The organism is Enteractinococcus helveticum (assembly GCF_001657475.1).
Classification (GTDB): Bacteria; Actinomycetota; Actinomycetes; order Actinomycetales; family Micrococcaceae; genus Yaniella; species Yaniella helvetica.
The window spans coordinates 1-12,474 of the sequence record NZ_LXEY01000021.1 but is presented as its reverse complement, the minus strand read 5'-3'; the positions used below and the strand labels follow the sequence as shown (position 1 = coordinate 12,474).

Sequence of the window (12,474 nt, the reverse complement as noted above, 5' to 3'; positions counted from 1 at the left end):
GATAAACAAAGGACAACTAGTGCGCGTATTGACCATTATCCCCACCTACAATGAAGCCGAATCGCTTCCTGGCACACTCGAACGTCTCCGGACGGCGGTCCCTGAATCTGATGTGCTCGTAGTGGATGATAACTCTCCTGACGGCACCGGTGTCTGGGCAGATGCACAAGCAGCAAAAGACGACCAAGTGTTCGTTTTGCACCGCCAGGTCAAAGACGGACTCGGGGGAGCGTATATAGCTGGCTTCCGCTGGGGCTTGCAGCGTGACTACGATGTGCTCGTGGAAATGGATGCCGACGGATCCCACCACCCGGAACAGCTTCCACGCCTCCTACAGGCCATTGATGAGGCCGACCTGGTCATTGGCTCACGGCGCGTTCCCGGCGGCAAGATGGTGAACTGGCCCTGGTATCGCAAGCTGTTATCTATTGGTGGCTCGTTGTACCCGCAGTTGCTGTTGGGACTACGCCTTACCGACGTCACGGCTGGTTTCCGTGCATACCGAGCCAGCACACTGACTGACATGGATCTGGACGCTGTGGAGTCCAAGGGCTATGGGTTCCAGGTTGACATGACCTTCCGAACCGCGCAGTTGGGTAAACGAATCGTTGAAGTACCAATCACCTTTACCGAACGCGAATTCGGCGAGTCCAAAATGTCTGGCAATATCATCACCGAGGCACTAGCCAATGTCACGAAGTGGGGACTGGCTGCTCGTGTAGACAAGCTTAAATCGCGTTTCCAGCGATAGCTCTTGTACCCAGAAAAAAGGTCCGGCAACTCAAAGTTGCCGGACCTTTTTTAATGTGACTATGAAAGAAAACTAGGCGTCTACGCCTTCACCGCGACGTGCACGCAGCTTGTTAAGCTGCATTTCTAAAGTTTCTTCGAGTTCTTCGACACTGCGACGCTCGAGGAGCATATCCCAGTGGGTACGCTGAGGTTTCTCATCTTCGAGCTCAGGAGCCTTGCCATCAACACGAAGGGCTTCTTTGCCGGACTTGGTAGTCCATGTGTCAGGTACATCGGCTTCAGCCGCAAAGGTGACAACAATCGATTCGCCGTCTTCGGAACGATATTCGATTTGCTGACGTGGCGCAGGTTCAACACCTGCTTCAGTTTCCATAGACTGGGCACCGAGGCGCATACCGCGCAGTGAACGATCAGACATTCAGAGATTCCTCCAACAAAAATTCTGCAGACATGACAGTCTAACGAAAAACGTCTCGAAATGTGTAACGCAAGTCCGGTTACTTTTGTTCCCCTTCATCGCGACGTGTTGGTCGCTGCGGGAAAGTTTCTTCTTCAATGTCCGGCTCAGCTAACGCCTCCTCTAAAGAAGTGTCCTCCAATTTTGGCGCTTTAGGAGCACGGTCTGCAATTTCGGCAGCCGTCGTGGCGCGCTTCGTACGGCGCCGCGGCGCTGGCGGGGGAGTAGGCGCCTGAGAGTCATCATCTGACGCTGAAGGGTCTGGTTGCGGGCCATAAGAGGAACTAAAACGATTCAATGCATCGGTCACCTCGGAAGGGATGATCCAAAGTTTCGAAGACTCAGAATCAGCAATCTGTGGCAGCACCTGTAAGTATTGGTATGCCAGCAAGTCAGCATTTGGACGACCCTCATGGATCGCGTCAAAAACGGTGACGATAGCTTCCGCCTCAGCATTCGCGCGCAAGATGGCCGCCTGAGCATCACCCTCAGCCTCGAGGATTGCGGACTGGCGCTGACCTTCAGCAGTCAGAATTTCCGACTGCTTCTGCCCTTCCGCCGTCAGAATCGCTGCACGACGATCACGTTCAGCACGCATCTGTTTCTCCATGGAGTCCTGGATAGAGCGTGGCGGATCGATCGCTTTAAGCTCGACTCGAGAGACTCGCAAACCCCACTTCGAGGTGGCCTCGTCCAGAACGCCGCGAAGCTGCGTGTTGATAGCATCACGCGAAGTGAGAGCCTCTTCGAGGTTCATGCCACCAACCACGTTACGAAGCGTGGTCGTAGTGAGGTTTTCTACTGCAGCAATATAGTTTGCAATGCCGTAGGTTGCCGCCGTGGGGTCCGTGATCTGGAAGAAGACGACCGTGTCGATTGACACGACCAAGTTATCTTCAGTAATCACCGGTTGGGGTGGGAACGAAACAACTTGCTCACGCATGTCTATGAGCGGGAGCATCTCATCGACAAATGGCACCATCATGGTCAAACCAGCCATTTGTGTTCGTTGGTATTTACCGAGTCGTTGAATGATTCCACAGTGACCCTGAGGCACTATACGGAAAGATTTCGCCAAAATGGCCACTACAAAAATGGCTAGGACGACGAAAAGAATGATGAGAAAAATATCCACAGCTTTTCCTGATTGATCGTTTAATTCACGTTATTGATCTGACATTACCGAGCCCTCGTCAACAAGAGAACACATGCAAAGTTAGGCCTCGGAGGTAGTGGAGGATTCGGCCACCCACACAATCGCTCCTTCAATTTGCTGGATGATGACTGCAGTTTCGGCAGGGATGGGCGCAGCCGCGTAGGTACGAGCGGACCAAATTTCGTTGCCGATACGCACTAATCCACTACTGGAAGTCACCTCTTCTGTGACCTCACCCACACGCCCGACATACCGATTCACACTCCAGGGGGAGGGGCCCGTTTCATTCGCCCTGCGTTTGGTATCGAAACTACGTAACCATATGAGAGACGCCAGTGATATGACTGCGAAAATAATGAACTGGATGTACAGGGGAGCATCTAAGAGATCAGCAATGATCGCGGTCAACGCTCCAACCGCAATTAACAGGAACGTCAATTCACCCGTCATGACCTGAACACTGATTAGCAACAGCATCATAATGAGCCAGAATGACCAGAAATTATCTAGGATCCACTCAACCATGATGGCCTCCCATAAGTGCGTTCATGATTTCAGGATACTTGGTTTCGACTTGTGCTGTCGCCAAAAGCCAACCCGAGTACCACCCAATTATCACGCTGACCTCGCTAAAGCCACAAAATCTCTAGGGGAGCGGCATGGCTTTCGCTTAGCTGTGTTTTTGGTAGCCAACGCGTAGACTATTTATCATGGCCACTATATATACAGCTGAGCTGACTCCGTCCAAAAAAGAATTTGTAACTGCTTGGTTAGATAAACAATTCTGGGGCGGCTCCGGTGAACCCGAACTGATCGGCACCTACCGATTTGACGACACCAGCGGGGAAGTCGGCTTTGAAGGCTTTGTCGTAAAGCGGGATGACAGGATATTGCACCTGCCCATCACATACCGTGCAGCACCCTTGGACGGTGCCGATGACTACCTCATTACAAGAATGCAACACTCTGTGCTTGGAGAACGCTGGGCTTATGATGCCATGGCAGACCCCGTGGGAATCCATATGCTCAACCAAGCGCTTGCCGGCGAAATTCAGCAGGCTGAATACCATTTTTACAACGAAGACGGCCAGTATCTAGGATCAGAGGATTCCGATATCAGCATCTACATTCGTGGCGAATTACCTGATGAATGGGGCACAGTATCCGTCCACCACGTCTTAGATACTCTCGATGAAGACGGCGGCGAACTTCGTCGACTCGTGGGTCGGTGGGAAGATGCATCAGCGACACTATTTGAACTGACACCAACACCGAAACCGCAGACTGACAGCGTACCGGTTATCACCGAATAAGCTGCACAAACACAACAACCCCACAAACGCCGATAATCTACATTATGTAAAGTTGAAGGCTTTTTGGTCCGGGCAGAGCCTTAGACAGCATTGCATGCCGCTCCCCTCGAGTACCCTTACTCGACATTGGTTCAGTGCCGCGCACTGCCGAACATCCAGTGATCATCATCCCGATCACATGCAACAACTGTCGATAGCATGTCTGAGTTCGAACCATCCTGCAATCGTTAGACGCCAAGGAGTTCGGCGTCATCGAATGGCGGGTGGATCATGTACGGAAATATTCCAAGACTCTGGCAGCAGGGATTCTATTGCGCACAACGCACCTCGGGCCAAAACGATTGCTGGTGACTCTTCGCACTAGCAACGAAGGCAGCGAAATCTTATCAATAATTTCGGCTTTATCTGCATACTTAGACGGTCATCTCAGCACATCTGGAAGCTATGATTCACTCTGGGACAAATATCGCCAAAGTCGCGGATATGCACAACTCCCCCGAAGATGTTTTGACGTCTATAAGCACCAGCCGAGCTTTGGCACGGAAACAATCTCGGCCCAGTATGGCGATGGTCAACTGCACGATGGCCAGTCGCCGCCCCGGAGAGATTTTCGCTTCACCCGCGAGTTTCGCCACTATTGGACGGGTATTCGCTCCCGGACAACGACCGATTGAACCGATCGCCCAAGCTCACGCATGGATGAGTTAGTCGCCCAGCAGCTGGTCAAGTTGTACCGCCAGCCAGTAGGCTACTTTCCTGGATTCATACCAATATCCGGCCTGTAAGCGTGCAGAGACCGCTTGTTGTGAGACCCCAAGATTCTTTGCTGCTTGTGTTTGCGAGTTTCCCGCATTAATCATCAGGCCCGCTTCTTGGCCTTCGTCCGAACGACGTCGCTCGATCGAGCATAGCAATTGGAGCGTGGATTCAATCGAGCCGATTTCTGGCGCAGTTTTTGAATCGACCAGCTTCTTGCCTTGTGCGGCTACTACCCTTACTCCCCCAGGTGCTCGCAGGGCTTGAGGAGCATTCTTGACCGCCTGACACAAAATGTCGTGCAGGGCATCAGCACCGTCAATTCCAAACGACTCTCCTGCGATTTCTGGAATAATAGTCAGATGCACTCCCCACGTTCCTGAACGAGCCGCAGATAGTATGAACCCGACGGTCTCGTCAGCAGACGCCAAATGTCCCTGCACCTGACGACGGCCCGTTGCTTTGAAATTCGGGCCTACTCCCCCATCGCCGTTAGGTCGCCAATTGAGTGATTCGACTAGCTGCCCAACAATTTCGGGCCCCTGTGAATCAGGAACAGTCTTGGCCAAGGTCAATGTCAAACAAAGCATAGTGACAACCCTATTTGCTTGTGCACCGGAAGCACCGCAAGCAGTCAGTGGTGTGCGTTACATGCAGTAGCTAAAAGGCGGCTGGGCCTGAACTAGACTACATGCATGACATCAGAACCACACAGAGCCACGAAGTCTACGGTGGTTGGTCTACTAGCCATCGACGCTGTACTCATCGTTATTTTTGCGATGATCGGGATCTCATCCCACGATGGAAACCTAGATCCAACCAGTATCGCGCGCGTAGCCATTCCATTTCTGATCCCGTATCTCATCCTCGCTGCAGGCATTAAACCCACACGACTCATTCACAATATCTTTCCCATGGGTGTGATTCTGTGGTTAAGCACGGTGATCCTCGGACCTATATTGCGCGCAGCATTGTTTAATGACACATCGGCATTGGCCTTCATTCTGGTCACCGCGGGCGTCTTAGCCTTGCTCCTTATCGGCCGACGCATCATTTCGACACTCGTCACTCGTCGAAAACAAACCACCTAAACTACTATTACGAGACCACAAGGAGGACCATGGTAACCGCTTTCGTCATGATCAAAACTGACACCAACCGCATTCCAGAGATCGCTCAGGAACTGGCGGACAAGGACGGTATCACCCAGGTATATTCGGTCACCGGAGCATGGGATCTGATCGCCATGGTGCGGGTGCGCGAATTTGAAGAGCTCGAAGATGTTATTTCAGATCGTCTTTCGAAGATCACCGGAGTTCAGGCCACAGAGACTCATCTGGCCTTCCGAGCCTACTCCCGAAGCGACCTCGAAGAAGGCTTCGCCCTAGGCTTCGAGTAATCATAAAAAAGTGCCATGGGTCCGGCTGCAAGGCGGGCCCATGGCACTTTCTTATAAACAAAAACTTTAAGGTAAGTACTAGGCACTGTCTGGGCGAGAAACCTTTACCCAGTTGTCGAGGACTTGCTGTGCGGCGCCGGAATCAATGGATACTTCGGCACGGGTCATATTCTTTCGCATGCGGTCGAACAGGTGGCCTGATGCATCCTTGTCGTAAGCGGTAAGTCCTGCGGCAGTGTTCAGTAGCACCGCATCACGAACGGGACCGTGCTTGCCTTCCAACATCTCGCGGACGATGCCGGCATTGTAGGCGCCGTCCTTACCCGCCAGCGCTTCGACTGACGCCAATTCGATACCGAAGTCCTGCGGGTGTAGTTCGTATTCTTCAACCTTGCCGTTACGAACTTCATACATCGCCGTCGGCCCTGAGGTTGTGATCTTGTCACGTCCGTCTGAGCCGCGGAAGACAAGGCCGCGCACTCCCCTATCTGCCAATACTCCAGCAAGCAACGGAGCCATTACTTGTGATGCACAGCCAAGTGCTTGTGCTTGGACCCTGGCAGGGTTCGAGAGCGGACCTAGGTAGTTGAATGCTGTGGGGACACCTAATTGTTTGCGAGCAGGTGCTACGTAGCGCATCGAGGGGTGGTATTCCTGAGCAAACAGGAACGTGATGCCAGCTTCCTCTAATGACTGCTTGGCTCGCGATTGCGTGAGATTGAGATCCACTCCGAGGGCTTCGATCACATCGGCGGCGCCTGCGGTGGATGATGAGCCTCGGTTACCGTGTTTCACGATTTTCGCGCCGGCACCAACGGCTACCAACGAGGACATCGTAGAGAGGTTGACCGTTCCTAAGCGGTCGCCACCGGTACCGACAATATCAAGGACGTCAGAAGGCAGGTCAACCGCAACAGCTTCGTCGAGCATCGCATTGGCTAAACCAAGCAGCTCCTCGACAGTTTCCCCCTTCGTGGAGAGCGCCATGAGGAAACCGCCGATTTGGGCGTCAGTGGCTATCCCTGACATCATTTCTTCCATCGCCCATGCAGCCTGTTCCTGCGTCAAATGCTGTTGCTTCGATACTGCAGACAATACTGTGGGCCAATTCATTAAATGCTTCCTCAGAACGAGACAATTCGACTTACTTGAGTCATCCTATTACCCAATTCGATTTCTCTTGCGATCTTGACTTTCCAAGGCCTCAATTGCCCGCGGAAATGGACACCGAAAAGTGGCATTTGCGCTTAACAATTCAGCAATTTCCACGAGCTGTAGAAGTCGCGACAAGCTGAGGTTACGGAGAATGAAATCTGCGTATTACCTGGGAATTATGCGGTCCATCGACCCGGAAGGTTAGGCCTCTCACAACAAAAAGACACGCAGTCGGCAAGTCTCATTGTGAATCTTGAATAATTTCGGGCCATAATGAAAGGGTGACAACATCAACTCAGACTCTCTCGCATAATCCCACCGGCTTCCCAAGTCGGCCAAACCTGGCTGCCGTTGGCACCATGGTATGGCTGTCGTCCGAAGTTATGTTTTTCGGTGGCCTATTCGCTATGTACTTCACGCTGCGGTCAACCTCCCCCACTTTGTGGGAGGAGAACACCGCACTGTTGGATCCGGTCTTGGCGACCATTAACACCGTCATCCTGGTGATCAGTTCGTTCACCGCTCAGTGGGGTGTTAAGGCAGCTGTCCAACTACGACCACGCCGCACCAGCAATAAACTCAAAGATTGGGGTGTAGTGGAATGGTTCATCGTTTCCTTCATCCTCGGTTCTATCTTCTTGTCAGTGCAGTCGTATGAGTACGCGGTCCTTGTTTCCCACGGTGTAACCGTTGCATCGCATGCTTACGGTTCTGCCTTCTACCTCACCACCGGGTTCCACGCATTGCACGTGCTCGGTGGTCTGATCGCGTTCTTGTTCGTAATTGGTCGCGCCTACCTAGCTAAGCGCTTTGGAAACCATGAATCCACGATTGCCATTGTCGTTTCGTACTACTGGCACTTCGTCGACGTAGTATGGGTCGCCCTCTGGTTCATCATCTACGTCATTCAGTGATCTGTTCGGTCCGCCGGCTCGACATCAATCGCACCCGAGGTAACCGGACTGGACTTGTCACACCTCATCCGGTTATACAAAACGTTAGGAATCCATAAAAGTGAAGGCACTCTCACAGAACCGCCGCCACCCCATGGTCGGAGTGGCCCTGCTGTTGCTGGGTCTGCTACTGACCGGAGGCCTGTACTCGTTGGCCTCCAACATCAACTCTGCATCGGCCTACTCGCAGGCTGAGTACACCAGCGCAGACAACATCGCAGATGGCGAAGCACTATTTAACGCCAACTGCGCATCCTGTCACGGCATTGGTGCAACTGGTGGACCTGCTGGTCCATCACTCATTGGCGTAGGCGCTGCATCGGTTGACTTCCAGGTCGGCACCGGCCGCATGCCACTGCAGATGAGCGGACCACAAGGGGCACAGAAGCCAGTTCAGTTCGGCGAAGAACAGACCATGCAGCTGGCTGCATACGTCCACTCCCTCGGCACCGGCCCAACCATTCCTGAAGAGGAATACCTAGATGCTGACCACGCTGACGTAAACCTCGCTCGTGGTGGCGACCTGTTCCGCGTCAACTGCGCCATGTGCCACTCTGCATCGGCAGGCGGCGGTGCTCTGACCCGTGGTAAATATGCACCATCGCTGCACGGCGTCTCTGAGCAGCACATCTACGAAGCTATGGTCACTGGTCCACAGAACATGCCGGTATTCTCTGACACCAACCTCACTCCTGAGGATAAGCGCGATGTCATTGCATACCTGAAAGAGTTCGAATCCCAGGGTCACCCAGGTGGTGCTTCCCTCGGTTCGCTTGGACCAGTAGCTGAAGGCCTGTTCGTTTGGACTGCCGGCCTGGCACTGATCATCGGTTTCATGGTGTGGATAACCTCACGCGCAAACTAGAATTTATCGAAATATCGTCGATTAAATACATCACCAACATCACTCGAGTAAAGGAATCAGATCTATGGGCGAGCAACGCCACGGAGATCCCGGTACACCGGGCACCGTAGAGCGCGCTAGTGATGATTCGGGTAAATACGCTATCGAAAACCCCGGATTGCCACCTCACCGGCCACGTACTACGGATGAAGATCCTCGCGTAGCCAAACGCGCAGAACGCCAGGTTTCTTTCATGTTCATCCTGTCCATCGTCGGTACCATCATTTTCTTCGTGGGGTACTTTGGCGTCGGACAGCTGCCGCTTGACGAAACCAATATGGACCTCATCCGCTTGCAGAACTGGCTGCTCGGTTTGGGTACCGCTTTTGCAATGCTTGGCATTGGTATGGGTATCGTCCAGTGGGGTCGCGCTCTCATGCCCGACCACGAATGGGTCGAAGAACGCGGAGAAGTTGTTACCGAAGAAGACCGCTCCGACGCTGCCAACATGCTCAATGACATCATTGATGAATCCCAGATCAAGCGTCGTCCACTGTTGCGCAACACTCTCATCGGTGCGCTTGCTATTGCACCACTGCCAGCAATCGCGTTCCTTCGCGACTTGGACAACACCGGTAACCAATCCGATGATCCAGCACAGAACTTTGGTGTAGAGCGCATGCGCCACACGATGTGGGATACCGGTACACGACTTGTTCGTGACGTGACCGGCACCCCAATCAAGGCTCAGGACGTAACCATCGGTTCGGCCCTGCACGTTGTACCAGACGGTCTGTTGGACCTAGAGCACGATAAGCTCAACCAGAAGGCAAAAGCCGTCGTACTGCTTATGCGCCTGAATCCAGAAGACATGCAGATCAGTGATGGCCGCGAAGACTGGCACGTCGACGGTATCGTCGCCTACTCCAAGATTTGCACCCACGTTGGCTGCCCAATTGCGCTCTATGAACAACACACGCACCACCTGCTGTGCCCATGCCACCAGTCGACCTACGACCTGACCCAGGAATGCAAGGTTGTCTTCGGTCCGGCATCGCACCCACTGCCACAGCTGCCAATTACTGTTGACAGCGAAGGCTACCTGGTTGCCCAAAGTGACTTCTTGGAGCCAGTCGGTCCAGCCTACTGGGAACGTGACCCACGACCAGCTGAGGAGCGTGGTGCATAATGTCCGTCATGCGTGACTACAAAGCATCGACCACCACAGGAAAGATTGCGAACTACGTCGACACCCGTGTCGGCGCGTCGCATATCGTTAAAGAGTTTGGACGTAAACTCTTCCCGGACCACTGGAGCTTCATGCTCGGTGAAGTGGCAATGTATTCCTTTGCCATCGTGGTCCTCTCAGGTACCTTCCTGACCTTCTTCTTTGACCCGTCCATGGCCCACGTTGTGTACGAAGGTGCCTACAAACCGCTCTACGGCGTAGAAATGTCGGCAGCCTACGCGTCGACCCTGGACATCTCTTTTGAGGTGCGCGGCGGTCTGTTCATGCGTCAGGTTCACCACTGGGGTGCGCTGATCTTCGTGGCTTCCCTATCGGTCCACATGCTCCGTGTATTCTTCACCGGTGCATTCCGACGTCCACGTGAACTCAACTGGGTTATTGGTGTCGTTCTGTGGATCCTCGCTATCGCTGCTGGGTTCACCGGCTACTCGCTGCCAGATGATGTTCTGTCCGGTAACGGTCTCCGTATTATTGACGGAATGATGAAGGCGATTCCAGTTGTTGGAACTTACATCTCGTTCTTCTTCTTCGGCGGAGAATTCCCAGGGGATCAGATCATTCCACGTCTGTATTCTCTGCACATCATGGTCGTGCCAGCGTTCATTATTTTGTTCATCGCGCTGCACTTGTTCCTGGTTGTCGTACACAAACACACCCAGTACCCCGGACCTGGCCGTCGCGAGGATAACGTGGTCGGTTACCCAATCGGCCCAGTGTTCGCTACTAAAGCCGGTGGATTCTTCTTCATTGTGTTCGGTATCATTGCGCTGATCTCAGGGTTCTTCCAGATCAACGCGGTGTGGAACTACGGGCCTTATGACCCATCACCGGTGTCTGCTGGTACCCAGCCTGACTGGTATGTAGGTTTTGGTGACGGTATCCTCCGTCTGATGCCTGGTATGTTGGGTGACTTCTCCTTCCTCTGGCATATTCCAATGCCTTGGGGCTGGAATGCGCTTCCAATGGGTGTCCTGGTCCCAATGATCCCGATGGGTATCCTGGTCGTTGGTATGTTTGCCTGGCCATGGATCGAACGTGGTATCACTGGTGACAACCGTGAACACCACATTCTGGACCGTCCACGAAACGCACCAGGCCGCACCGCCGTCGGCGTGGCAGCCGTCATCTTCTACTGTGTCATGTGGGCCGCTGCGTCCTCTGACTTGATGGCCACGCACTTTATGATGTCGCTGAATGACGTCGCCTACATCCTGCGCTTCCTGTTGATCTTTGGACCGATTATTGGCTTCATCGTCACCAAGCGCATCTGCCTGGCACTGCAGCGTAAAGATCGCGAGATCGCACTGCACGGTCGTGAAACCGGTGTCATCGAGTTCACCCCTGAGGGTGCAATCCTTGAGCGTCACGAGCTCGTAGACGAATACCGTCTGTACGAACTTGTTTCCTACGAATCCCCAGAACCTGTTCCTGCCCAACCTAATAAGAAAGGCAAGATCACACTTCTGGAGAAACTTCGTGCACGCTGGGCACGTCACTTCTTCGAAGATCGTGTTGAGCCTGTCACAGCTCAGGAACTCGCAGAAGCACACGCAGAGCACGACACAGACCGTCGTAAGCTGCAAAGCTCTGTGGAGACCGCAGTCCGCGAGCTTGAAGGTAAACGTGATCGTTCCTAAGCGCTAGCGTATCGACGATAGATCCGCCCGGTTGAAGAATTTCTTCATCCGGGCGGCTTCGTTTAATTACCTATCCAGGAGTCCCACCGCAGCTACAGCTTCAGCACAGGAGTAGGCCTTCGAAAAGACGATCATTATGGCCCCGGTAGAGGAAACAGGACTTGTGTCTCTGAATCAAAAAGTGTCATAAGTCCAAGGACAACCAATACCGTGAGCACCAGTGCAGGCAGAATATATACTCGCCAGTTTGTAGCAGGATTTGATGTGTCCGATTCCCGGTCGGAAGACTGGTTTACCACGCTCGTTGGGTCCGTATTGCCCGAACGCGTTGACCAGCCTTCAGTATTTTCGGGCTGACGACCCTGCCCGAAAACATCTGTTACTTTGCCAAACATTGGTTTTTCACTGTGATGTGCTATCAGTCGATCCCATCGCTGTGAATAATAGTTCCAGGCAGATGATTCATCCTCTGCTTATGGTGGCTGCTGAGTGCGTTCACTTTCTGTCCCATGGAGATCTTCGGCAGTCCCGGAATTTCTACTGCCACTCCCCTGCGGGCTCTCAGGATTTTGCGCCAGAATTTCAGGTATATTGTCTTCGGACACTGACTGAGCTCCAACATTCGATGTTGAATATACGGCCTGTTGAGAGCCATGCGTTGGGGTCAGAGGAATCTGTCAACGACGGGTGAATATTGACCCCTTTTCGACGTTTGAAAATTGACCCCCTTGTGGTGGTTAGTCTTGGTTGGTGGTCGTTGATTCGATGAGTTCTCGTCTGGTGCGGGTTCGGTAGGAATCCC

The 12,474-nt window shown here is 53.1% G+C and carries 15 protein-coding genes; 10 read left to right on the top strand and 5 right to left on the bottom strand.

The genetic code is table 11. From position 1 onward, the window contains the following. Positions 1 to 19: 19 nt before the first annotated feature. Entirely contained in the window at positions 20 to 751 is a 732-nt protein-coding gene (locus A6F49_RS10530) for a polyprenol monophosphomannose synthase (protein WP_043058256.1), read from the top strand. 72 nt (positions 752 to 823) lie between these two features. Here A6F49_RS10530 and A6F49_RS10525 read toward each other — a convergent pair whose 3' ends face one another. The 3 genes from A6F49_RS10525 to A6F49_RS10515 all read right to left on the bottom strand — a co-directional run bounded on the left by A6F49_RS10525 (position 824) and on the right by A6F49_RS10515 (position 2,891). Further along, positions 824 to 1,171, bottom strand: coding sequence for an RNA polymerase-binding protein RbpA (locus tag A6F49_RS10525; RefSeq protein WP_043058255.1), 348 nt, complete (start codon positions 1,169 to 1,171; stop codon positions 824 to 826). A 79-nt stretch (positions 1,172 to 1,250) separates the two neighbouring features. Then, positions 1,251 to 2,345: an SPFH domain-containing protein gene (locus A6F49_RS10520; RefSeq protein ID WP_082911736.1), complete on the bottom strand. Its 1,095-nt coding sequence runs from the start codon at positions 2,343 to 2,345 to the stop codon at positions 1,251 to 1,253. 81 nt (positions 2,346 to 2,426) lie between these two features. Then, positions 2,427 to 2,891: an NfeD family protein gene (locus tag A6F49_RS10515; protein WP_043058254.1), complete on the bottom strand. Its 465-nt coding sequence runs from the start codon at positions 2,889 to 2,891 to the stop codon at positions 2,427 to 2,429. A 185-nt stretch (positions 2,892 to 3,076) separates the two neighbouring features. Between A6F49_RS10515 and A6F49_RS10510 the strand changes: the two genes are divergently transcribed. Next, the gene (locus A6F49_RS10510) at positions 3,077 to 3,679 is read left to right on the top strand and encodes a maltokinase N-terminal cap-like domain-containing protein (RefSeq protein ID WP_052504921.1); all 603 of its coding nucleotides are present in this window, start codon (positions 3,077 to 3,079) and stop codon (positions 3,677 to 3,679) included. A gap of 423 nt (positions 3,680 to 4,102) precedes the next feature. Beyond that, positions 4,103 to 4,387: a type I 3-dehydroquinate dehydratase gene (locus A6F49_RS18885; RefSeq protein ID WP_407643842.1), complete on the top strand. Its 285-nt coding sequence runs from the start codon at positions 4,103 to 4,105 to the stop codon at positions 4,385 to 4,387. Here the strand turns inward: A6F49_RS18885 and A6F49_RS10505 are convergent. Next, positions 4,384 to 5,025 (bottom strand): hypothetical protein, encoded by a 642-nt coding sequence (locus A6F49_RS10505; protein ID WP_161485805.1) that lies wholly within the window; start codon positions 5,023 to 5,025, stop codon positions 4,384 to 4,386. The genes A6F49_RS18885 and A6F49_RS10505 overlap by 4 nt on opposite strands. Before the next feature lie 105 nt (positions 5,026 to 5,130). Between A6F49_RS10505 and A6F49_RS10500 the strand changes: the two genes are divergently transcribed. Both A6F49_RS10500 and A6F49_RS10495 read left to right on the top strand, forming a co-directional pair. Continuing rightward, positions 5,131 to 5,526, top strand: coding sequence for a DUF3054 domain-containing protein (locus A6F49_RS10500; protein ID WP_043058253.1), 396 nt, complete (start codon positions 5,131 to 5,133; stop codon positions 5,524 to 5,526). Between the two features lie 29 nt (positions 5,527 to 5,555). After that, complete coding sequence (locus tag A6F49_RS10495) at positions 5,556 to 5,834, top strand: Lrp/AsnC family transcriptional regulator (RefSeq protein ID WP_043058252.1); 279 nt, start codon at positions 5,556 to 5,558, stop codon at positions 5,832 to 5,834. A 78-nt stretch (positions 5,835 to 5,912) separates the two neighbouring features. Here the strand turns inward: A6F49_RS10495 and trpD are convergent, their stop codons facing one another. Next, positions 5,913 to 6,947, bottom strand: coding sequence for an anthranilate phosphoribosyltransferase (gene trpD / locus A6F49_RS10490; RefSeq protein WP_043058251.1), 1,035 nt, complete (start codon positions 6,945 to 6,947; stop codon positions 5,913 to 5,915). Between the two features lie 323 nt (positions 6,948 to 7,270). Here trpD and ctaE point away from each other — a divergent pair, with 323 nt between their 5' ends. The 5 genes from ctaE (at position 7,271) to A6F49_RS18070 (ending at position 12,029) form a co-directional block, all read left to right on the top strand. Beyond that, positions 7,271 to 7,903, top strand: a complete 633-nt coding sequence (ctaE, locus tag A6F49_RS10485) for an aa3-type cytochrome oxidase subunit III (RefSeq protein ID WP_043058250.1) — start codon at positions 7,271 to 7,273, stop codon at positions 7,901 to 7,903. Positions 7,904 to 8,003: 100 nt separating this feature from the next. Further along, positions 8,004 to 8,807 carry a cytochrome bc1 complex diheme cytochrome c subunit gene (qcrC, locus tag A6F49_RS10480; RefSeq protein WP_043058249.1) on the top strand — a complete coding sequence of 268 codons (804 nt, stop codon included), beginning with the start codon at positions 8,004 to 8,006 and terminating at the stop codon, positions 8,805 to 8,807. Positions 8,808 to 8,871: 64 nt separating this feature from the next. Then, positions 8,872 to 9,975: a cytochrome bc1 complex Rieske iron-sulfur subunit gene (qcrA, locus tag A6F49_RS10475; protein ID WP_043058248.1), complete on the top strand. Its 1,104-nt coding sequence runs from the start codon at positions 8,872 to 8,874 to the stop codon at positions 9,973 to 9,975. Beyond that, positions 9,975 to 11,672, top strand: a complete 1,698-nt coding sequence (qcrB, locus tag A6F49_RS10470; protein WP_043058247.1) for a cytochrome bc1 complex cytochrome b subunit — start codon at positions 9,975 to 9,977, stop codon at positions 11,670 to 11,672. Before qcrA ends, qcrB begins: the two co-directional genes overlap by 1 nt. 210 nt (positions 11,673 to 11,882) lie before the next feature. Further along, positions 11,883 to 12,029 carry a hypothetical protein gene (locus A6F49_RS18070; RefSeq protein ID WP_161485804.1) on the top strand — a complete coding sequence of 49 codons (147 nt, stop codon included), beginning with the start codon at positions 11,883 to 11,885 and terminating at the stop codon, positions 12,027 to 12,029. The last annotated feature ends 445 nt before the right edge of the window (positions 12,030 to 12,474 follow it).

Excerpts from the sequence above, each read along its gene's own strand:
- qcrB (WP_043058247.1), top strand. The coding sequence starts at position 9,975 with ATGTCCGTCATGCGTGACTACAAAGCATCGACCACCACAGGAAAGATT.
- A6F49_RS10510 (WP_052504921.1), top strand. The coding sequence starts at position 3,077 with ATGGCCACTATATATACAGCTGAGCTGACTCCGTCCAAAAAAGAATTT.
- trpD (WP_043058251.1), bottom strand. The coding sequence starts at position 6,947 with ATGAATTGGCCCACAGTATTGTCTGCAGTATCGAAGCAACAGCATTTG.
- A6F49_RS10525 (WP_043058255.1), bottom strand. The coding sequence starts at position 1,171 with ATGTCTGATCGTTCACTGCGCGGTATGCGCCTCGGTGCCCAGTCTATG.
- A6F49_RS10505 (WP_161485805.1), bottom strand. The coding sequence starts at position 5,025 with ATGCTTTGTTTGACATTGACCTTGGCCAAGACTGTTCCTGATTCACAG.
- qcrA (WP_043058248.1), top strand. The coding sequence starts at position 8,872 with ATGGGCGAGCAACGCCACGGAGATCCCGGTACACCGGGCACCGTAGAG.
- A6F49_RS10500 (WP_043058253.1), top strand. The coding sequence starts at position 5,131 with ATGACATCAGAACCACACAGAGCCACGAAGTCTACGGTGGTTGGTCTA.
- A6F49_RS10515 (WP_043058254.1), bottom strand. The coding sequence starts at position 2,891 with ATGGTTGAGTGGATCCTAGATAATTTCTGGTCATTCTGGCTCATTATG.
- A6F49_RS10495 (WP_043058252.1), top strand. The coding sequence starts at position 5,556 with ATGGTAACCGCTTTCGTCATGATCAAAACTGACACCAACCGCATTCCA.